Raw genomic sequence first — 20,513 nt, 5'->3', positions numbered from 1 at the left:
CACCTCGCATGTCTGATACCAAGGTCGCGGAGCGCACGGCCTCCGCGGAGTCGGCCCCACCGGGGCCACGAAAGTTCTACTCCTCGCGCACCTCGAAGTTCATCGCACTGATCGGCGCGATCCTCGTCGTCGCGCTGTTCATCTTCCTCATCGTCCAGGCGCCGCGTGAGACCCGACCGACGACGCTCGGGTTCTCGCTCAACAGCTTCTTCCAGTGGATCGGCAACCTGAACCAGCTGGTGCAGATCCCGATCATCCTCGCCGTCTTCGGTGCCGTCGTGGGGCTCGTCCTGCTGCTCATCGAGTACGCGCCGCGTCCGGGCAAGGTCTACTTCTGGATCCGCCTCGTCGCCTGCTTCGCCCTGCCGGTGCTGGCGTTCATGCTGCTGCGGCCGTACCAGAACGCGGTGCTGTACGTCATCGGCATCGCGATCGTCCTGGGGGGTGTGCTGTTCCTGCTCGACTACCGTTCACGCCAGGGCGCCGGATACCTCTTCCAGCTCGTCCTGTTCACTGCTCCCGCGGTGATCCTCCTGCTCGTCGGCCTCATCTACCCGGCGATCGCGACGTTCGTCCAGTCGTTCTTCGACAAGACCGGCAAAGACTTCGTCGGGTTCGAGAACTACCAGTGGGTGTTCACCAACCCGGAGGGCTTCTGGTCGGTCATCAACACGGTGATCTGGGTGCTCATCGCCCCCGCCGTCGCGACGATCATCGGACTCGCGTACGCCGTCTTCATCGACCGGGCGCGCGGAGAGAAGTTCCTGAAGGTGCTCATCTTCATGCCGTTCGCGATCTCGTTCGTGGGCGCCGGCATCATCTGGAAGTTCGTCTACGACTACCGCCAAGGCGAGCAGCTCGGCATCCTGAACGCGATCGTCACGCTCTTCGGCGGCGAGCCGGTGTCGTGGCTGACGTTCACCCCGCTCGTGAACAGCCTGTTGCTGATGGTCGTGTTCGTCTGGAGTCAGACGGGGCTCGCGATGGTCATCCTGTCCGCGGCGATCAAGGCGGTCCCGGCCGAACAGAACGAGGCCGCGGAGCTCGACGGCGCCAACGCGTGGGAGAGATTCCGCAACGTCACGGTCCCCGGCATCCGCTCTTCGATCGTCGTCGTCGTCACGACCGTCGCGATCGGCGCCCTGAAGATCTACGACATCGTCGCCGTCATGACCGGCGGTCGCGCGAACACCTCGGTCCTCGCGTTCGAGATGGTCAACCAGCAGCAGCGGTTCCAGAGCTACGGGCACTCGGCGGCGCTGGCCGTCGTGCTGTTCCTGTTCGTCACGCCGCTGATCGTCTTCAACGTCATCCAGATCCGGAAGCAGAGGGAAGTCCGATGAGTACCGGAGTCGACATCATCGAGCCGCGGCTGGACGGCCGGACCGCACGCCAGGTCGCGCGCGAGACCCGCAAGCACGAGGCGATGGCGCGCAAGCGCCTCACCTCGAAAGGCGCGACGATCGCCGCGATCATCATCGCCTTCTTCTGGACGATCCCCACGTTCGGCCTGTTCGTCACGTCGTTCCGCCCGGGCGCCGACGTGCAGACCACAGGCTGGTGGACGGTCTTCGTCGACCCGTCGTTCACGCTGCAGAACTACTCCGAGGCGCTGAACTCCGGCGGCACCGCGCTGACGCTCGGCCAGTCGTTCCTGAACTCGCTGGCGATCACGATCCCGGTCGTGTTCTTCGCCCTCGCGGTCGCGTCACTGCTCGCATACGCGTTCGCGTGGATCGACTTCAAGGGGCGCAACATCGCGTTCATCTCGGTGTTCGCGCTGCAGATCGTGCCACTGCAGATGGCGCTCGTGCCGCTGCTGAGCCTGTTCTCGCGCGGGCTCACGATCGGCGAGGTGACGGTCTTTCCGGGGTTCGACCTGCGCGAGATGGATCACAGTTTCGCGACGGTGTGGATCGCGCACACGATCTTCGCGTTGCCGCTTGCCGTGTTCCTGCTGCACAACTTCATCGCCGAGATCCCGAGCGAGGTCATCGAGGCCGCGCGCGTGGACGGTGCCGGGCATGGTCAGATCTTCTTCCGGATGATCCTGCCGCTCGCGGCGCCCGCCCTCGCGTCGTTCGCGGTGCTGGAGTTCATCTGGGTATGGAACGACCTGCTCGTCGCGACGATCTTCGCGCCCTCGTCATCGTTGCCGTTGACGCAATCGCTCAACTCGCTGTCGGGCACATGGGGCAACAAGTGGTTCCTGCAGGCGGCGGGAACGTTCATCTCGATCATCGTGCCGTTGCTCGTGTTCTTCGGTCTGCAGCGCTTCTTCGTGCGGGGCCTGCTGGCTGGCGCGACCAAGGGTTGATCCCCGCGGCCGTGTCCCACTTACGGCAGACCATGTCCCACAAATGGTTGGTCAGGCATCCCTGAACCGACCATTTGTGGGACATGGTCCGTAGTGGGGCATGCGCCATTGTGGGATGCCCGGTGTGGGGCGCGCAATCTCACCCGCAGGCGAGCCCGTTCTGCAGCGAGGTCATGAGGTCGATCTCGGCCGATTGGGTGTCGATGACGCCCTGCGCGACGGTGAGGGCGCGCGGGTCGGAGCCGAGCTGCAGCAGCGCCTGCGCCATCGGGATCGCGCCCTCGTGGTGGTGGATCATGAGCGAGAGGAACATGCAGTCGGCCTCGGTTCCGGTCGCCGCGCGCATCGCCGCAAGCTCGTCAGCGCTGGCCATGCCCATCTGGGTCATGAGCTCGGCCTCTGTGGGTGCCGTGGCATCCGCCCCGCTCGACGCCGCGCCGTGGTTGTGGCCGGTGTCGGCATCCGTCATCCACGCCATGAGCGGGCCGCCCGCCTGCGGCAGGCCCCACTTGACGAGCCAGTCGTAGAACTCGCCCTTCTGAGCCGATTGGGTGGTGGCGATGTCGTACGCGAGCACGCGGACATCCTCGCTGTCGGTCGCGCGGTAGATGTCCATCGCCATCTCGACCGCCTGGCCGTGGTGCACCTGCATGTCGCGGGCGAAGCCCGCCTCGGGCGAGGTGGTGCCAGGCGTTGCGGGCGCTCCCGAGCCGAAAGTCGAGAACCGGCCGATCGCGAAGGCGAGCGCCGCGACGCCGAGCGCCACGAGCAGCACCGCCCACCAGGGCGGCAGCGTGCGGACGGGCGGCGTCGCGGGCTCGCTCACGACTGCTTGCCGGGGCCGTCGATCGCGCCGCTGCAGGTGGCGTTGGGCTCGGGCACGTTCTGGTTGCGCCAATACTCCTCGAAGAACGTCGGGATGCGCTCGTCGTCGGCGCTCTGCAGCTGCAGCTGTGCGTTCCAGGCGCTCAGCACGATCGGGCTCGGCAGACCCTCGTACGGCGAGAGGATCACGTACGTCGACGGCAGGTACGACTTCAGGGTCGCCAGTTCGTCGCCCGTAACCTGCGTCGCGTCATACGTCACCCAGACCGCGCCGTGCTCGAGTGAGTGGACGGCGTTCTCGTTCTGCTGCGGCTGGTCGTAGACGCCGCAGTTGAGCCAGTACTGGTTGTGCGGGCCGCCCGCCGGCGGGTTCTGCGGGTAGTCGACCGTGCCCTCGACGTGCTGCGTCTCGTTCGAGAACGTCTCGACGCCCTCGATCGCCGTGCCGTCGCCGCCGGCGCTGTAGGTCGGCGCGGACGGGGGAGCGAAGATGATGGATGCCGCGACCAGCGCGATCACCGCGACGGCGGCTGCGCCGCCGACGATCCACCACGTGAGCTTGCTGCGGCGGCGCTTGGCGAGCTGACGCTGGTACTCGGCGAGCTTCTGCTGTTTCTGCTGCTCGCGTTGCTGTTTGACGGTCAGATCGATCTTCGCCTGGGTGGCGGGGTTGCCGCTCTGGCGCTTGGCGGACTTGGCGGAGTTGTCAGAGGCAGTCGGGGTCATGTGCTGTGATCTCGGCTCGGGGATCCGCGCGGATGACGCGGCCTATCGATCCTATGCGTGCGAATGGGGTCTGAAGCGGGGAAGGCGCTATCATCGAGTGGCCGTCGAATCGTTTCGGATGGCCTGGCCCGGCTCCGGGCATCCGCCCCTTCGCCGGGCATCCTCACTTGGACGGACTCAACGTGCGCGACAACGCCCCCATCCCCGCGCCGACCGGATCGACTTCGACGGGAGCCATCCGCACGCTCGGATCGAACCCCGCCACAGCCCCGATCGTGCTGCACCCCGGCGACGCGATCTCGACGCCTCGTCGGGTCGTCTACATCATCCTGCTCGGCGCGCTCACGGCCCTCGGCCCCTTCACGATCGACCTGTACCTGCCGGCGTTCCCGGTGCTGCAGGAGGACTTCCACACGACGGCTGCGGCGATCCAGCTGACCCTCACCGGCACCATGATCGGCTTCGCCCTCGGCCAGCTCATCGTCGGGCCGCTCAGCGACAAGGTCGGTCGTCGCATGCCGCTGCTGGCGGTCACGGCGCTGCACGTGCTCGCCTCGACCGCGGCCGCCCTCGCGCCCGACCTCGCCCTGCTCGGCGTCGCGCGCGTGCTCATGGGGATGGGAGCGGCGGCCGGCGGTGTCGTCGCCATGGCGATCGTGCGCGACCTGTTCGGCGGCAGGCGTCTCGTCGTCATGCTGAGCCGCCTCGCGCTCGTGTCGGGCGTCGCACCCGTCATCGCGCCGCTCATCGGCTCGGCGCTGCTGGCCGTCATGCCGTGGCGCGGCATCTTCGTCGTGCTCGCGATCTACGGACTCATCATGCTCATCTCGGCGATCGCGCTCGTGCCCGAGACGCTGCCCAAGGCCCGCCGCAGCGAGCGCGGCGGCGCGACTGTGCTGCAGCGGTACAAGAGCGTCTTCAGCGACCGCGTGTTCATCGGCGTGCTGATCATCGGCGGCATGACCTTCAGCGGCCTGTTCTCGTACCTGTCGGCGTCGTCGTTCCTGTTCCAGGAAGGCTACGGATTCGATGCGCAACAGTACGGTCTGCTGTTCGCCGTCAACTCCCTCGGTGTCGTCCTGGGCGTGCAGACGGCGTCGCGGCTTGCCGCCCGGTTCGGACCGCAGTGGGTGCTCGCCTTCTCGACGGCAGTGCTGGTGCTCGCCTCGACGGCGATCATCCTGAACGATCAGCTGGGTGGTGGCCTGTGGGGCACCATGATCGCGCTGTTCGTCTTCATGACGGCGTGCGGCTTCACCTTCCCGTGCGTGCAGGTGCTCGCGCTCGACCGGCACGGCAAGGCGGCGGGCACCGCGGCATCCATCATCGGTGCCACCAACTTCGGCGTCGCCGGCCTGATCTCGCCGATCGTCGGCTGGGTCGCCCGCGACACCGGGATCACCGCGACGACGATGGCGAGCGTCATGGTCGGCTGCGCCGTGATCGGATGCCTCGCCCTGTGGCTCGTCGTGCGCCCGCGCACGGTCGAGCGCCTCGCGCCCTGACGCGCTGTTGCTGCCTGCCGCGCTGTGCGCCGCGCAGCGGCTCGGGCACAATGGGGCGATGGACGTACCCGTCGATGACCGGCTGACGACGATCGCGCTGCAACGGCTCGTGGTCGGTGTCGTTCTGGTGGTCGCGGCGATCGGTCTCGGCATCCTCGTGACCGTCGATGCCGACCTCGACCTTGATGAGTGGTGGAACTCGTTCGTCGACCACTTCGACTTCCTCCGTTCGTTCGCGCTGGGCATGAACTTCGTCGGCGGGGGGTGGTTCGCGACCTTCGTCGTGCCGCTCGCGGGGCTCGCGATCATGCTCGCGCTGCGGCGGCCCTGGGGCGGAGCGCTCGTGATTGTCGCTTCCGCTGCGAGCGCGGTGGGCGTGCAACTGCTCAAGGCGACATTCGGGCGGGCGCGGCCCGAGGACATCCTCGTCGCCGCCGACCACGGATCATACCCGTCGGGGCACACCGCCAATGCCGCGACGCTCGCGGTCATCGCGGTCGTGCTCTTCCCGCGCGTGTGGGTCGCGGTCGTCGGTGCGGCGTGGGTGCTGCTGATGGCGTTCAGCCGCACCGAGGTGCACGCACATTGGTTCAGCGACACCGTCGGCGGCGCGCTCGTCGGCACCGGCGTCGCGCTCGTGGTCGCGGCGGCCCTCACGCTCCGGATAGATCGCGAGCGAGCAGCGCTCCCTCGGTAGGCTGACGGCATGAGCGCCGCACAGGATGCCGAACTCGCCCGACTGCAAGCCGAAGCGGAAGCCGCCGAAGCCGCGCTGAAGCTCGCGCAGGCCAAGGCCGCGCTCGCCGCGGCGCAGGCCGAGGCCGCGAAGGCGGGGGAGGCTGCGGCTGCAGTTGGGGAGGAGATTTCCGTTCCGGAGGAGACAACCGGGCAGATCGATCCTCCCGAAGCGAAATCTCCTCCCGAAGCGCAGGCCGCGGATGCCCCTGCGCAGGCCGCACCGGCGGATGCCGCGGCATCCGGCCCCCTCTCCACCGACGAGGTCGCGGCGGTGACGAAGGGGTACACGTTCGAGGCGGCGACGCTCGACCTCGGCGCGCTCGTGAACACGGACCCGGTGCCCAGCGCGCAGATCCGCATCCCGCTGGCGATGATGAACCGGCATGGCCTGGTCGCAGGCGCCACCGGCACAGGCAAGACCCGCACGCTGCAGGGGCTCGCCGAGCAGCTCGCCGCGAAGGGCGTGCCGGTGTTCGCGGCCGACATCAAGGGCGATCTGTCGGGCGTCGCGACGCCGGGCACGCCCAGCGACAAGCTGCTCGCGCGCACGACGGCGATCGGGCAGGAGTGGAAGCCCGAGGCATCCGCCACCGAGTACTTCGCGCTCGGCGGCATCGGCAAGGGCGTGCCCGTGCGTGCGACCGTCTCGGGCTTCGGGCCGCTGCTGCTGAGCAAGGTGCTCGGCCTCAACGCGACGCAGGAGTCGAGTCTCGGGCTCGTGTTCCACTATGCGGATGCCAACGGGCTTGCGCTCGTCGACCTGTCTGACCTGCGCGCCGTGCTGAGCTACCTCACGAGCGACGAGGGCAAGGCTGAGCTGAAGGAGCTGGGCGGGCTGTCGTCGGCGACGGCGGGCGTGATCCTGCGCGAGCTCATCACGTTCGCCGACGGCGGTGCCGACGTGTTCTTCGGCGAGCCTGAGTTCGATGTGCAGGACTTCCTGCGCACGGCATCCGATGGTCGCGGCATCATCTCGCTGCTCGAGGTTCCCGGCGTCGCCGACAAGCCCGCACTTTTCTCGACGTTCCTGATGTACCTGCTGGCCGAGCTGTTCGAGATCCTGCCCGAGGTCGGCGATCTCGACAAGCCGAAGCTCGTGTTCTTCTTCGACGAGGCGCACCTGCTGTTCAAGGACGCGTCGAAGGACTTCCTGTCGGCGATCACACAGACCGTGCGTCTGATCCGCTCGAAGGGCGTCGGCGTCTTCTTCGTGACGCAGACGCCGAAGGACGTGCCCTCCGACGTGCTCGCGCAGCTGGGCTCGCGCGTGCAGCACGCGCTGCGCGCGTTCACTCCCGACGACGCGAAGGCGCTGCGCGCGACGGTCGGCACGTATCCGAAGAGCGGGTACGACCTCGAGCGCGTGCTGCAAGAGCTCGGCACCGGTGAGGCAATCGTGACCGTCATGAGCGAGAAGGGTGCGCCGACGCCCGTCGCGTGGACGCGGCTGCGCGCCCCGCAGGGGCTCATGTCGCCGACACCCGACCCCGACATCGAGCGGGCCGTGCACGCGTCGCCGCTGCTCGCCAAGTACGGCACGGCGATCGACCGCGAATCAGCGCGCGAGATCCTCACGGCCAAGATGAATGCGGCCGCCGAGGCGGATGCCGCGGCGGAAGCCGCCAAGGCCAAGGCCGCCGCCGACAAGGAACTCGCGAAGCAGCAGGCCGCGATCGCGAAGGCCGACGCGGCCGCCGAGAAGGAGCGCCAGCGCGAGTACGACCGCCTCATGAAGGCGACCGGCGGCACCGCCAAGAGCCGCACGACGCGCACGACGCGCAAGGCGGATGCCTCGCCGCTCGACCAGATCCTCAACTCCAAGTCGACCCAGACGATCCTGAACTCGGTCATCCGCGGCATGTTCGGCACCGGCCGGCGCTGACCCGCCGGGTGGGCGCGCGCACCCGGCGTATCCACGAGACTGCGTTTTCGCGACGAGACTGCGGACGACGCACGCAGTCTCGGCGCAGGAACGCAGTCTCGACGACGGAGGGGTCCCGGCGGGGCGCGCGGGGCGGGGGCGGCGCGGCCTAGACTCGCGGCATGCCTGACATCCGGCCGTTCCGCGCGGGCGACGAAGCCGCGCTCGCCGAGATCTGCCTGAAGACGGCGGATGCCGGGGCGGATGCCACCGGCGTCCTCGTCGACGACGACGTGTGGGCGGCCGTGTTCGTGCTGCCGTACGTGGCGCGGCATCCCGATCTCGCGTTCGTCGCCCTGACCGACGACGGCCGCGTCGCGGGGTACGTCGTCGGCACGGATGACACCCGCGCGTTCGAGGACTGGTTCGCCACCGAGTGGTGGCCGCGCTTCGCGCAGCGCTGGCCGCAGCCTGTTGCGGAGGTGACCCGGCAGGACGGCATCCTGACCCATGCGTACGGACGGCGCGCGGGGGCCGAGCCGTTCGGCGACAGGTATCCCGCGCACCTGCACATCGATCTGCTGCCCGAACTGCAGGGGAGGGGCCTGGGCCGCAGGCTCATCGACACCCTGGTCGCGGCGCTACGGGGGCGCGGCGTCACCGGCCTGCACCTGGCCGCCGACGTGCGCAACACCGGCGCGATCGCCTTCTACCCGCGGCTCGGGTTCACCCGCATCCCCTCGCACGACGACGTCGTCGCGTTCGCGCGGGATCTGTAGCCGCCCGAGCTCGCCATCCGACGTAGCCGCCGGAGATAACCACGGTCATCCCCGGCCCATGGCCGCGCGCGGGGGCCTACCGTCGAAGTATGGACACCTCCGCGCGCCGCCGCACCTGGCCGCGCCTGCTGCTGGTGATCCCCGCCGCGGGACTGCTCGTGCTGGGCCTGGTCGCGGGGCTGCTGCTCATGGGCATCGCGCTGCCCATCGTCAGCGCGCGGCTGCCCGAACTGCACTCGGCGCTCATGGTGTTCGGTTTCGTCGGCACCCTCATCAGCCTCGAACGGGCCGTCGCGCTGCGGGCGGCGTGGGCGTACGTCGCCCCCGCGCTGCTCGCGGCGGGCACGATCCTCGCGCTCACGCCCGCACCGGTCATCGCAGGCCAGGCTGCGATCGCGGTCGGCATGGCCGTGCACGCGCTGCAGTACCGCGCGATCTGGGCGCGCCAGCCGATGACGGCGACCGCGATCCAGGGACTCGGCGCCGTGACGGGGCTCGTCGCGGCGGTCGTGTGGTGCGCCGGCGTCCCCGCCCCGCGGCTCGTGCCGCTGCTCGGGGTCTTCCTCATCCTCACGATCACCGCCGAGCGGCTCGAGCTCGCCCGCATCGCGGCCCCGGGCATCCGCGCCGAACGCCTGCTGTTCGCGCTGTCGCTCGCGCTGTCGGCGGTCGCCATCCTGAGTCTCACGTCGCCCGTGGTCGCGGTGCCGGTGGCCGGCATCCTGCTGCTGGGCGTCGTCGCGTGGCTGCTGCGGTACGACGTCGCCCGTGCGACGGTGCGGATGCCGGGGCTGCCGCGGTACGTCGCCGTGTGCCTGCTGCTCGGGTACGGCTGGCTCGCTGTCGCGGGCGCCGGGTGGCTGCTGGGCGGCGCGCGCACCGAGGGTGTCATCTACGACGCGACGACGCACGCGATCTTCCTCGGCTTCGTGATCACGATGATCATGGCGCACGCGCCCGTCATCCTGCCCGCCGTGCTCGGCGTGCGGATCCCGTACCACGTGGCGCTGTACGTGCCGGTGACCCTGCTGCAGCTGTCGCTGCTCGTGCGCGTCGTCGTCGGCGACGCGTGGGGACTGACCCTCGGGCTGCAGGCGGGTGGCATCGGCGCCGCCGTCGCGATCCTCGGGTTCGGCGTCACGGTCGTCGTCGTATCGCTGCGGGCCGGCGCCCGCACACCGGAAAGGAGCCGCGGTCGTGTCCCGGCGTAACTGGTATCTGCTGACCAACTCGGTCGTGCTCGCGTGGATCGTGCTGACGGTCGTCGCCGTGACGATCCACCGGTTCGTGCCGCAGCCGATGTGGCTCATGGTGCACGTGCCGCTGCTGGGCGCCGTGACGGCGGCGATCCTCATCTGGTCGCAGCACTTCTCCGACACGCTGCTGCGGCGTGAAGCGCCGGCGGGCCGTGCCGGGCTCGGCATCCGACTGGGCCTGCACACCGTCGGCGCGGGCCTCGTCGTGGCGGGCGTGCTCGGGGCATCCGTCCCGCTCGTGATCGTCGGCGCGTCGGTCGTGGCCGCCGCGATCCTCGCGCACGCCGTCGTGCTGTTCCTGCAGCTCCGCCGCGCGCTGCCGTCGCGGTTCGGGCCGCTCGTGCGGTACTACGTCGCGGCGGCCGTGGTGTTCCTCGGCGGCATCGCGATCGGCGCCACGATGAGCGCCGCGGGCGACCCCGACCTCACCGACCGGCTCGTGACGGCGCACCTCGTGCTCAACGCGTACGGCTGGATCGGCCTGACCGCGCTCGGCACGCTCGTGCTGCTGTTCCCGACCGTGCTGCACGCACGCATGGCTGATACGGCGGATGCCGGGGCGCGATTCGCGCTGCCCGTGCTCGTCGCGGGGCTCGTCGTCGCGGCATCCGGGCCCCTCCTCGACCTGCGGCTGCTCGTGACGCTCGGCATGGCGATCTGGATCGTCGGTGCGGCCCGCATCGGCATCGAGGGCTGGCGACAGGCGCGGAGCATGCCGCCGGGAACCTTCGCCGGCTGGAGTCTCGCGGCCGCGTACGGCTGGGTTGTCATCGCCGCGGCGAGCCTTGCCGTCATCGCCGCGATCAGTCCCGACTGGGTGACGCTGCGCGAGAGCTACCTCATGGTGCTCGGCCCCCTCGTCGCCGGGTTCGCGGTGCAGCTGCTGACCGGAGCGATGAGCTACCTGCTGCCCGTCGTCGCGCTCGGCAGCCCCGCCGCGGCCAAAGCGGGTGCCGAGGTGCTCGATCGCGGCGCCGCGTTCCGCGTCACGGCGTTCAACGGTGCGATCGTGCTGTACCTGCTGCCGATGCCGTCGGTCGCGCGCGTGCTGCTGTCGTTCGTGGCGGCCGGGGTCGTCATCGCGTTTCTCGTCCTCGCGATCCGCGCGATCGTCGTGGGGCGACGCGTGCGCCGTGCCGAGGGCGAGAACCCTGACCGCAGCGGTCGGGTCGGGCTCGGAGTGCCCGTCGCCGCCGCTCCCACGGCGCCCCCGCGCCGCGTCGGCATGGTCGCGGCCGCCTTCACGGTGCTCGCGCTGTGCGTCGCCGGGGGAGTCGCCGCTGACCCCGCCGCCGTCGGCATCTCGACGGCAGCCGGGGGCGACGTCACGGCATCCGGCGAGGTCACCGAGATCACGGTCGAGGTGTCGGGCATGCGGTTCACTCCCGCCGAAATCGAGGTGCCGTACGGCGACGACCTCGTCGTGACGTTCCGCAACACGGGCACCGACGTGCACGACCTCACCTTCGCCAACGGCGTGCGCACGCAGCGGCTCGCCCCGGGCGAGAGCGAGACGATCGACGTCGGGCTCATCGGCGCCGACCTCGACGGCTGGTGCTCGATCGCGGGCCACCGACAGATGGGGATGGAGCTCACGGTCGTCGTGACGGGCGCGCCGGCCGGTGGCACAGGCACCGCGAGCGGTGATCACGCAGGCCACGGGTCAGGGTCGTCGGATGCCTCGGCAGGGTCCGCCGCCGACGACATCGACCTCGAGGCGATGCCGGCGGCGGGCTTCACGCCGTGGCCTGCCGCGCTGGCGCCGGCATCCGCCGACACCGTGCACCGCATCACGCTGCAGGTCGAGGAGGTCGTCGAAGACGTCGCGCCCGGTGTCAGCCAGACCCGGTGGACGTTCGGAGGCACCGCTCCGGGTCCGGCGCTGCGCGGCAAGATCGGTGACACTTTCATCATCACCCTCGTCAACGACGGCACGATCGGCCACTCGATCGACTTCCATGCCGGGTCGCTCGCACCCAACGAGCCGATGCGGACGATCCAGCCCGGCGAGACGCTCACCTACACGTTCACCGCGACGCGCGCCGGAATCTGGATGTATCACTGCTCGACCATGCCCATGTCGATGCATATCGCGAACGGAATGTTCGGCGCGGTCATCATCGATCCGCCCGACCTGGCGCCCGTCGACGCGGAGTACGTGCTCGTGCAGGGCGAGCTGTATCTCGGCGCGCAGGGCGACACGGCGGATGCCGACAAGAGCGCGGCACAGACGCCCGACCTCGTCACCTTCAACGGCTACGCCAACCAGTACGCGTACGAGCCGCTGACGGCGACGGTCGGCGAACGCGTGCGGGTGTGGGTGCTGGATGCCGGACCCAACACGGCATCCGCCTTCCACATCGTCGGCGGGCAGTTCGACACCGTGTACCTCGAGGGCGCCTACACGCTGCAGCAGGGCGACCCCGGCGGAGCGCAGGCGCTCGCGCTGCAGCCCGCGCAGGGCGGCTTCGTCGAGCTGACCTTCCCCGAGGCCGGCGACTACCCGTTCGTCACCCACATCATGAGCGACGCCGAGAAGGGCGCGAAGGGGATCTTCCACGTCGAGTGACGGCGCGCGGCGGCGGCGCGGCGCGCGCGAAAACAGGCATCCGCACCAAGACAGGCCGATGTGGGCTGAATCGGCCTGTTCTGGTGCGATCGCCTGCTGTTGAGTGGGCTACCGCTCACTCGCAGGCGAGGCCGTCGCCATCGCCGTCGCCGTTGTTGCCGGTGCCGTTCGCGAACCAGTCATAAAGTTCGGGGTCGGATGCCGAGGAGAACGGGCCGGTCGGATGGCCGACGGTGTTCTTCTTCAGCTTCGTGCACGACGAGTACTGCCGCCACCACTGGTCGGTCTGGGGTTGCGCCGCCTGTTGCTGCGCTTGCTGCTCGGCCGCTGCTTTCGCGGCTTCGTCCGCGGCGCGCTGCTCCTCGGCGGCGCGCTGCTCTTCCGCGATGCGCGCCTGCTCGGCGCACTCGACCGTCACGACCTCGCCGCCCTGCAGAGTCGCCAGCTGCGCTGTGCGATAGTCCGTCTCACGCGGATGCTGCGGGTACCCGTCCGCGGAGTCGTACCGTGCGACCGCGAGGCCCGCCTCAAGCTGTGCGCGCGCAACATCGACGCCCGCGGTCGTGTCCACGTACCGCAGCAGGCGGTCGTAGCTGTCGGTGTCGTTCTGTCCGGTGGGAAGCGTGAGCGTGAGCTCATCGCCGGCGGTCAGCAGGCTCGACACCAGCGCCGTCGCTTCGTCGCTGCCGCAGACTCCGCGCTCGGGCGCATCGATCCCGATGATCCGCACACGGCCCTCGCTGGTCTCGATCGTGTCACCGTCGATGACCGACACGAACGTCACGGCCGGTTCCGTTTCGACCGTCGGCTCGGCAGACGGTGTCTCCGCGGCGGCGATGGTGGCTGTCGGTGCGGGCTCATCACGTCCGCCCGTGATGACGTTCGTCACTCCGCCGATGCCGACGACCGCGACACTCGCCCAGACCCACCATTTCGCATACCAGGGCTTCCGCGCCCTGACCCCAGTTCCCATGCTCCCGACCGTATCCGGCGAGTCGGCGCGGGCCCGGGTGCCGCGCCCGGGCCGCGCGCTACAGCCGCCGCAGCTTCTCCGGGTCGGGGGCCTTCACCGGGTCCCAGCCGCGGCGGGCGGGGCGGGCGCCGCGCACTGCGTCGCGCGAGCGGTACACGACGTACGGGCGGAAGAGGTAGCCGACCGGCGCCGAGAAGACGTGCACGAGCCGCGTGAAGGGCCACAGCGCGAACAGTGCGAACGCCGTCAGCACGTGCAGCTGGAACAGCAGCGGCACGTCGAGCATGAGCTCGGGCTGCGGCTGGAAGCCGAGGATCGAGCGGATCCACGGCGAGATCGTCTCGCGGTAGTGGAATCCGCCGCCGAACACCTGGTACACCACGGTCGCGGCAGTGCCGAACAGCAGCGTCGCCCCGAGGAAGACGTACATGACCTTGTCCATCGTGGTCGTCGCGAGGAATACCGGCCCGACCGTGCGGCGCCGGTAGATCAGGATCGCGAGCCCCGCGAGGGTCAGCACGGCGGCGAATGTGCCGAGCACGGTCGCCCCGATGTGGTACATCTCCTCGGTGATGCCGATCGCGTACAGCCACTCGCGGGGGATCAACAGACCCACCGCGTGACCGGCGATGACCATGAGGATGCCGAAGTGGAACATCGGCGACCCCCACCGCAGCAACCGGTTCTCGTACGTCTGGCTCGACCGGGTCGTCCAGCCGAACTTGTCGTAGCGGTACCGCCAGATGTGCCCGACGATGAACACCGCGATGGCGGCGTAGGGGACGGCGACCCACAGGATGATCGACAGGGTGCTCACGACGACTCCTCACGGGACGCAGAACCAGACGCAGACACAAACGCCGAGGCCGACGACACCGGCTGAAACGGCGGCAGCTGCCCCAGAAAGCTGAGCCCCACCGTCTCGGTGGGCGGGCCCTCGCTGATCAGGTCGAGGAAGCGCTCGCGCGTGCGCGCGTCGATCGGCGGCAGCGACTGTGTCACGGTGCGCACGACGAGCGCCCACGGGCTGGCCATGCCCTCCAGGGCTGCGCGCAGCACCTCGATGCCCTCGCGGTGCGAGGCGATGAGGGCGGATGCCACCTCCGACTCGCTCCGCGCCGAGAACTCCAGCACAGCCGGCAGATAGTCGGGCAGGTCGTCGGCGTCGAACTCCCACCCCGCGGCGCGGTACGCCTCGAGGAAGGTCACGAGCGCCACCCCGCGCCGACGGGTGTCGCCGGTCGCGTAGTAGCTGAGGTACAGACTGCACTTGCGCTTGAGGTCGAACGTCGTGACATACCGCCGCTGCCACTCGGTGACCCCGGCATCCCGCGCCTGCATGGTGAACGTGCGCAGGGGGTCGCCGATCGCGTCCGGTAGCCGCGCGGCGTGCGCCTGCAGGGTGTCCAGCCGTGCGAACCACGCGTCGTCGGGGTAGTCCAGCAGCAGGGATGCCAGCATGTGCGCGGTCTGCCGCGCGGCGCGGTCAAGGTGCACCGCCGGCAGGTCGGGCGGTAGCTCGCGCCGCGGCGTGACGCGGGTGACGGTGCGGCTCATTTGTCGTCCTTCCGCTTGCCCGTCTCGCGCACGGCGGTCGTCGACGACGGCGGGAACAGCCCCTCGGTGCCGCCGTTGCCGTCCCAATTGAGCAGGTTGACGCGCCCCGGCGTCGACGGCCGGTCGGCGGTCTGCCGGTCGGCGAGGATGTGGAAGTTCTCCACCGCGACGGGCACCGACGGGCCGCTCGACGAGCCGAACGGCCCTGCGCCGCCCATGCCCGGACCGCCCTCGAAGTCGAGCGAGCACGCCATCTCCTCCAGCGCGTGCGCCTGCTCGGTGTGGGCCGACGGGATGACGTATCGCTCCTCGTACTTCGCGATCGCGAGCAGCCGGTACATCTCTTCGACCTCGGCGCCGGTCATGCCGACCGCGTTCGCGATGCGCTCGTCGCGCTCGTCGTCGAGGTTGATGCCGCGCATGTACGAGCGCATCGCGGCGAGGCGCCGCAGCGCCGCATCCACGGGCTGGATGTCGCCCGCCGTGAACAGTTCGGCGAGGTAGCCGATCGGGATGCGCAGCTTGTCGATCGCCGCGAACAGCGTCCGGGCATCCTCACCGTCGTTGCCCGACCCGGTGACGACGTCGACGACGGGGGACAGCGGCGGGATGTACCAGACCATCGGCATCGTGCGGTACTCGGGGTGCAGCGGCAGGGCGACCTGGTACTGCATGAGCTTCCAGATGGGGCTGCGCTGGGCGGCCTCGATCCAGTCGTCGGGGATGCCTTCGGCGCGTGCCGCCTCGATGACGGCAGGATCGTGCGGGTCGAGGATGATGTCGCGCTGCGCCTGCAGCAGCGCCTTGTCGTCCTCTACGGATGCCGCCTCGGCAACCCGGTCGGCGTCGTACAGCACGAGGCCGAGGTACCGCAGGCGCCCGACGCACGTCTCTGAGCACACGGTCGGCAGGCCCACCTCGATGCGCGGGTAGCACATCGTGCACTTCTCGGCCTTGCCGGTGCGGTGGTTGAAGTAGACCTTCTTGTACGGGCATCCCGACACGCACATGCGCCAGCCGCGGCACTGGTCCTGATCGACGAGCACGATGCCGTCTTCGGCGCGCTTGTACATCGCGCCTGAGGGGCAGGATGCCACACACGACGGGTTCAGGCAGTGCTCGCAGATGCGCGGCAGGTAGAACATGAAGGCCTTCTCGAACTCGGCCTTCACCTCTTCGCTCATCTTCTGCAGGATCGGGTCGTCCTGCATCGTCTCGAGCGACCCGCCCAGGTCGTCGTCCCAGTTCGCCGACCACGAGATCTTCATGTCTTCGCCGGTGAGCAGGCTCTTGGGCCGCGCGACGGGTGTCTGCTGGCCCTTCGGCGCATTCAGCAGCATGTCGTAGTCGTACGTCCACGGCTCGTAGTAGTCGTGGATCTCGGGCAGCTTCGGGTTCGAGAAGATGTGCGCGAGCTTCGACAGACGCCCGCCGCTGCGCAGCTTCAGGCGGCCGCGCTTGGTGCGCACCCAGCCGCCGCCCCACTTCTCCTGGTTCTCGTACGTGCGCGGGTAGCCGACGCCGGGCCGCGTCTCGACGTTGTTGAACCAGACGTACTCGACGCCCGTGCGGTTCGTCCACGCCTGCTTGCACGTGACCGAGCACGTGTGGCATCCGATGCACTTGTCGAGATTCATGATCATCGACATCTGCGCCATGACCTTCATCAGTACTCGACCTCCTGGCTGCGGCGGCGGATAGAGGTGATCTCGTCGCGCTGGTTGCCCGTGGGCCCGAGATAGTTGAACGCCCACGCGAGCTGCGCGTACCCGCCGATGAGGTGGCTGGGCTTGAGGAGGATGCGCGTGAGGGAATTGTGGATGCCTCCGCGCAGCCCGCTCGTCTCGGCGATCGGCACATCGACCGTGCGGTCCTTCGCGTGGTACATGTACACCGTGCCCTCGGGCATCCGGTGCGACACGATCGCGCGGGCGACCACGACGCCGTTGCGGTTGTACGACTCGATCCAGTCGTTGTCGCGGACGCCTATCTTCTCGGCATCCTGAGGACTCATCCAGATCGTGGGGCCGCCACGGCTCAGCGACAGCATGAACAGGTTGTCCTGGTATTCGGAGTGGATCGACCACTTCGAGTGCGGCGTCAGGTAGCGCACCGTGACCTCGGCGTGGCCGCTCGCGCTCGTGCCGCTCGTGCCGGGCACCCCGTCGCCGAAGAGGCGGTGCATGTCGAGCGGCGGCCGGTACACCGGCAGGTTCTCGCCGAGCTCGCTCATCCAGTCGTGGTCGAGGTAGAAGTGCTGGCGCCCCGTGAGAGTGTGCCAGGGCTTGAGGTGCTCGACGTTGATCGCGAACGCCGTGTAGCGGCGGCCGCCGTGCTCGGATCCCGACCACTCCGGCGAGGTGATGACGCTGCGCGGCTGGATCTGCACGTCGCGGAACGAGATGTGCGCGCCCTCGTGGTCTTCTGCGAGCTGCGCGATGCGCTGACCGGTCTTCTTCTCGAGCTGGCGGAACCCCTGCACCGCGAGGCGGCCGTTGCTCGTGCCCGAGAAGGCGAGGATCATCTCGCACGCGCGCTGATCGGTGTCGAGCCGCACGCTGCCGGCGTACGGGCCCGTCGTCACGACGCCGTTGACCTGCTTCAGCCGCTCGATCTCGCGGTCGGGGTGGTACGTGATCGCCTTCGTCGTCATGCCGAGCTTCTCGGTCAGCGGGCCGAGGCTCTTCCACCGCTCGTACAGATTCGGGTAGTCGCGTTCGACCGTGATGAGCTTGGCCATCGTCGTGCCCGGCACGAGCGGCAGGCCGTCGCGGACCTCGCCGTGCGCCGTCGACATGACATCCGCCGTGTCGTGCTGCAGCGGTGAGGCGACGACGTCGTGGCGGATGCCCAGGTGCGTGCGCGCCATCTCGCTGAAGCGCTCGGCGAGCCCGCCGAACAGGTCGAAGTCGGTGCGGGTCTGCCACGGCGGGTTGATCGCGGGTGAGAACGCGTGGATGAACGGGTGCATGTCGGTCGAGGACAGATCGTGCTTCTCATACCAGGTGGCCGCCGGGAACACGAGGTCGCTGAACAGCGTCGTCGAGGTCATGCGGAAGTCGGCCGTCATGAGCAGATCGAGCTTCCCGACGGCCGCATCGTCGCGCCAGACGATGTCGCGCGGGCGTGATCCTTCCGCACTCTCCGCTGCCCGGATCGCGGAGTCGGTGCCCAGCAGATGCTTGAGGAAGTACTCGTTGCCCTTGCCCGACGAGCCGAGGATGTTCGCGCGCCACACCGAGACGACGCGGGGGAAGTTCTCGGGTGCGTCGGGGTCTTCCATCGCGTAGTGCAGCGAGCCGTCGGTGAGGCTGTCGACGATGTGCTGCGCGGGCTCCTTGCCGGCCGCCTGCGCCTCGTCGTACAGGTCGAGGGGATTGCGCGAGAAGGTCGGGTAGCTCGGCATCCACCCGCGCTTGACGGAGTCGACGAGGCAGTCCGCCGTCGTGCGTCCGTCGAACTGACCGCGCGCGAGGGGGGATGCCAGCTGGTCGGCCGGCAGGCCGTCGTAGCGCCACTGGCTCGTCGCCATGTACCAGAACGCCGTGCCGATCGCCTGACGCGGCGGGCGGTTCCAGTCGCCGGCCGTCGCGTACTGCGAGTAGCCCGTGATGGGGCGCACCTTCTCCTGCCCGACGTAGTGCGCCCACCCGCCGCCGTTGATGCCCTGGCATCCGGTCATCGTCGTCAGGGCGAGGAACGTGCGGTAGATCGTGTCGGAGTGGAACCAGTGATTCGTGCCGGCGCCCATGAGGATCATCGAGCGGCCGCCCGAGCGGTCGGCGTTGTCGGCGAACTCGCGGCCCACGCGGATCGCCTGCTCGGCGGGGACGCTCGTGAGCTCTTCCTGCCACGCCGGCGTGCCGGGGCTCGTCGGGTCGTCGTAGCCGGTCGGCCACTGGCCGGGCAGGCCCTCGCGCGCAACGCCGTACTGCGCCAGCAGCAGGTCGAACACGGTCGTGACCAGACGCCCCGCGACGCGGCGCACCGGCACGCCGCGGCGCACGACGCCCGTGCCGCCGGCGTGCTCGGACCCGGCCTCGGGGGTCAGGTCGAAGCGCGGCAGCAGGATCTCGGCCGACTCGGTCGTGTCGGCGAGGTCGCCCACCGACAGTGGGGGCATGACGTCGCCGAGGTCGAGGTTCCAGGTGCCCTCGTCTTCGGGGGTGAAGCGGTGGCCGAGCGATCCGCCCGGCACGACCGGCGCGCCGTGCTGATCGAGCAGCACCGTCTTGAAGTCGGCGCGCGGCACCGCGGCATCCGTCCCGCCGAGGTCGCTCGCCGTCAGGAACTTGCCCGGAACCAGGCCGTCTGGGTGCTCGTCGAGCGTCACGAGGTACGGCGCATCGGTGTAGCGCTGCATGTAGTCCTCGAACCGCGCCGTGCGCTTCTGCACGAAGTGCTCGGTGAGGATGACATGGCCCATCGCCATCGCGAGGGCCGCATCGGTGCCCGGGTGCGGGGCGATCCACTCGTCGGCGAACTTCGTGTTGTCGGTGTAGTCGGGCGAGACCGTGACGACCTTCTGACCGCGATAGCGCGCCTCGGTCATGAAGTGCGCGTCGGGCGTGCGCGTGACGGGCACGTTCGAACCCCACATGATGAGGTAGCCCGCGTTCCACCAGTCCGCCGACTCGGGCACGTCGGTCTGGTCGCCGAAGACCTGGGGGCTCGCGACAGGCAGGTCAGCGTACCAGTCGTAGAACGACAGGATCGCCCCGCCCAGCAGGTTCAAGAACCGTGCCCCCGCGCCGTGACTGACCATCGACATCGCGGGAATCGGCGAGAAGCCGGCGACCCGGTCGGGGCCGTACACCTTGACGGTGTGCACGTGTGCCGCCGCCGCGATCTCGAGGGCCTCGTCCCACGTCGTGCGGATCAGGCCGCCCTTGCCGCGCGCGCTCTTGTACGCACGCGCCTTCTCGGGGTCTTCGACGATCGAGGCCCAGGCATCCACCGGATCGGGATGCTGCTGCTTCGCCTCGCGGTAGAGGGATGCCAGGGTGTCGCGGATGTATGGGTAGCGCACGCGCGTGGGCGAGTAGGTGTACCAGCTGAACGCGGCCCCGCGCGGGCAGCCGCGCGGCTCGTACTCGGGCGAGTCCGGGCCGACCGAGGGATAGTCGGTCTGCTGCGTCTCCCACGTGATGATGCCGTCTTTGACGTACACCTTCCACGAGCACGATCCGGTGCAGTTGACGCCGTGCGTGGAGCGGACGACCTTGTCGTGCGCCCACCGGTCGCGGTAGAAGACGTCGCCCGAGCGGCCGCCCTCGAGGAAGAGTGCGCGCAGATCGCCGCTGGTCTCACCGCGCCTGAGGAACCGGCCCATGTTCAGCAGAGTGTCGGCCAGCGGGCCGTCCGTCGCGGGGTGAATCGCGCGCGAGTCGGGGGTCATCAGCATCCT

At 69.4% G+C, this 20,513-nt stretch carries 15 protein-coding genes; 8 read left to right on the top strand and 7 right to left on the bottom strand.

Annotated features, from left to right (window positions below):
* Positions 1 to 8: 8 nt before the first annotated feature.
* Both BGO46_RS14275 and BGO46_RS14270 read left to right on the top strand, forming a co-directional pair.
* Entirely contained in the window at positions 9 to 1,343 is a 1,335-nt protein-coding gene (locus BGO46_RS14275; RefSeq protein ID WP_292678197.1) for a sugar ABC transporter permease, read from the top strand.
* Positions 1,340 to 2,317, top strand: a complete 978-nt coding sequence (locus BGO46_RS14270; RefSeq protein WP_292678199.1) for a carbohydrate ABC transporter permease — start codon at positions 1,340 to 1,342, stop codon at positions 2,315 to 2,317. Before BGO46_RS14275 ends, BGO46_RS14270 begins: the two co-directional genes overlap by 4 nt.
* A 139-nt stretch (positions 2,318 to 2,456) precedes the next feature.
* Here the strand turns inward: BGO46_RS14270 and BGO46_RS14265 are convergent, their stop codons facing one another.
* Both BGO46_RS14265 and BGO46_RS14260 read right to left on the bottom strand, forming a co-directional pair.
* The gene (locus BGO46_RS14265; protein ID WP_292678201.1) at positions 2,457 to 3,143 is read right to left on the bottom strand and encodes a DUF305 domain-containing protein; all 687 of its coding nucleotides are present in this window, start codon (positions 3,141 to 3,143) and stop codon (positions 2,457 to 2,459) included.
* A complete protein-coding gene (locus BGO46_RS14260; protein WP_292678204.1) occupies positions 3,140 to 3,868 on the bottom strand; it encodes a DUF3105 domain-containing protein in 729 nt (242 codons plus the stop codon). Before BGO46_RS14260 ends, BGO46_RS14265 begins: the two co-directional genes overlap by 4 nt.
* 167 nt (positions 3,869 to 4,035) lie before the next feature.
* Between BGO46_RS14260 and BGO46_RS14255 the strand changes: the two genes are divergently transcribed.
* From BGO46_RS14255 to BGO46_RS14230, 6 genes are all read left to right on the top strand, one after another.
* Positions 4,036 to 5,373, top strand: a complete 1,338-nt coding sequence (locus tag BGO46_RS14255; RefSeq protein WP_292678207.1) for a multidrug effflux MFS transporter — start codon at positions 4,036 to 4,038, stop codon at positions 5,371 to 5,373.
* A gap of 58 nt (positions 5,374 to 5,431) precedes the next feature.
* Positions 5,432 to 6,070 (top strand): phosphatase PAP2 family protein, encoded by a 639-nt coding sequence (locus BGO46_RS14250; RefSeq protein WP_292678209.1) that lies wholly within the window; start codon positions 5,432 to 5,434, stop codon positions 6,068 to 6,070.
* A 9-nt stretch (positions 6,071 to 6,079) separates the two neighbouring features.
* Positions 6,080 to 7,993: a helicase HerA-like domain-containing protein gene (locus BGO46_RS14245; RefSeq protein WP_292678211.1), complete on the top strand. Its 1,914-nt coding sequence runs from the start codon at positions 6,080 to 6,082 to the stop codon at positions 7,991 to 7,993.
* Between the two features lie 161 nt (positions 7,994 to 8,154).
* Positions 8,155 to 8,751 carry a GNAT family N-acetyltransferase gene (locus BGO46_RS14240; RefSeq protein ID WP_292678213.1) on the top strand — a complete coding sequence of 199 codons (597 nt, stop codon included), beginning with the start codon at positions 8,155 to 8,157 and terminating at the stop codon, positions 8,749 to 8,751.
* Positions 8,752 to 8,840: 89 nt separating this feature from the next.
* The gene (locus BGO46_RS14235) at positions 8,841 to 9,962 is read left to right on the top strand and encodes a hypothetical protein (protein ID WP_292678216.1); all 1,122 of its coding nucleotides are present in this window, start codon (positions 8,841 to 8,843) and stop codon (positions 9,960 to 9,962) included.
* Entirely contained in the window at positions 9,949 to 12,576 is a 2,628-nt protein-coding gene (locus BGO46_RS14230) for a multicopper oxidase domain-containing protein (protein WP_292678218.1), read from the top strand. The genes BGO46_RS14235 and BGO46_RS14230 overlap by 14 nt, the downstream gene beginning before the upstream one ends.
* Before the next feature lie 115 nt (positions 12,577 to 12,691).
* Here BGO46_RS14230 and BGO46_RS14225 read toward each other — a convergent pair whose 3' ends face one another.
* From BGO46_RS14225 to BGO46_RS14205, 5 genes are read right to left on the bottom strand one after another with little or no spacing between them, the layout of a single operon-like run.
* On the bottom strand, positions 12,692 to 13,549 hold the full coding sequence (locus tag BGO46_RS14225; protein WP_292678220.1) for a thermonuclease family protein: 858 nt from the start codon (positions 13,547 to 13,549) through the stop codon (positions 12,692 to 12,694).
* Positions 13,550 to 13,607: 58 nt separating this feature from the next.
* Positions 13,608 to 14,366, bottom strand: coding sequence for a respiratory nitrate reductase subunit gamma (gene narI / locus BGO46_RS14220; RefSeq protein ID WP_292678222.1), 759 nt, complete (start codon positions 14,364 to 14,366; stop codon positions 13,608 to 13,610).
* Positions 14,363 to 15,106: a nitrate reductase molybdenum cofactor assembly chaperone gene (narJ, locus tag BGO46_RS14215; protein WP_292678224.1), complete on the bottom strand. Its 744-nt coding sequence runs from the start codon at positions 15,104 to 15,106 to the stop codon at positions 14,363 to 14,365. Before narJ ends, narI begins: the two co-directional genes overlap by 4 nt.
* Positions 15,103 to 16,773: a nitrate reductase subunit beta gene (gene narH, locus BGO46_RS14210; RefSeq protein ID WP_292897104.1), complete on the bottom strand. Its 1,671-nt coding sequence runs from the start codon at positions 16,771 to 16,773 to the stop codon at positions 15,103 to 15,105. Before narH ends, narJ begins: the two co-directional genes overlap by 4 nt.
* Entirely contained in the window at positions 16,773 to 20,504 is a 3,732-nt protein-coding gene (locus BGO46_RS14205) for a nitrate reductase subunit alpha (RefSeq protein ID WP_292678226.1), read from the bottom strand. Before BGO46_RS14205 ends, narH begins: the two co-directional genes overlap by 1 nt.
* Between the last annotated feature and the right edge of the window lie 9 nt (positions 20,505 to 20,513).

Source organism: Microbacterium sp. 70-16 (genome assembly GCF_001898315.1).
Classification (GTDB): domain Bacteria; phylum Actinomycetota; class Actinomycetes; order Actinomycetales; family Microbacteriaceae; genus Microbacterium.
The sequence above is the reverse complement of the archived record's forward strand: the minus strand, read 5'-3'. Positions and strand labels throughout refer to the sequence as shown.

Coding starts and splice junctions, on each gene's coding strand:
- BGO46_RS14275 (WP_292678197.1), top strand. CDS start 9: ATGTCTGATACCAAGGTCGCGGAGCGCACGGCCTCCGCGGAGTCGGCC.
- BGO46_RS14270 (WP_292678199.1), top strand. CDS start 1,340: ATGAGTACCGGAGTCGACATCATCGAGCCGCGGCTGGACGGCCGGACC.
- BGO46_RS14260 (WP_292678204.1), bottom strand. CDS start 3,868: ATGACCCCGACTGCCTCTGACAACTCCGCCAAGTCCGCCAAGCGCCAG.
- BGO46_RS14250 (WP_292678209.1), top strand. CDS start 5,432: ATGGACGTACCCGTCGATGACCGGCTGACGACGATCGCGCTGCAACGG.
- BGO46_RS14245 (WP_292678211.1), top strand. CDS start 6,080: ATGAGCGCCGCACAGGATGCCGAACTCGCCCGACTGCAAGCCGAAGCG.
- BGO46_RS14240 (WP_292678213.1), top strand. CDS start 8,155: ATGCCTGACATCCGGCCGTTCCGCGCGGGCGACGAAGCCGCGCTCGCC.
- BGO46_RS14235 (WP_292678216.1), top strand. CDS start 8,841: ATGGACACCTCCGCGCGCCGCCGCACCTGGCCGCGCCTGCTGCTGGTG.
- BGO46_RS14225 (WP_292678220.1), bottom strand. CDS start 13,549: ATGGGAACTGGGGTCAGGGCGCGGAAGCCCTGGTATGCGAAATGGTGG.
- narJ (WP_292678224.1), bottom strand. CDS start 15,106: ATGAGCCGCACCGTCACCCGCGTCACGCCGCGGCGCGAGCTACCGCCC.
- narH (WP_292897104.1), bottom strand. CDS start 16,773: ATGAAGGTCATGGCGCAGATGTCGATGATCATGAATCTCGACAAGTGC.
- BGO46_RS14205 (WP_292678226.1), bottom strand. CDS start 20,504: ATGACCCCCGACTCGCGCGCGATTCACCCCGCGACGGACGGCCCGCTG.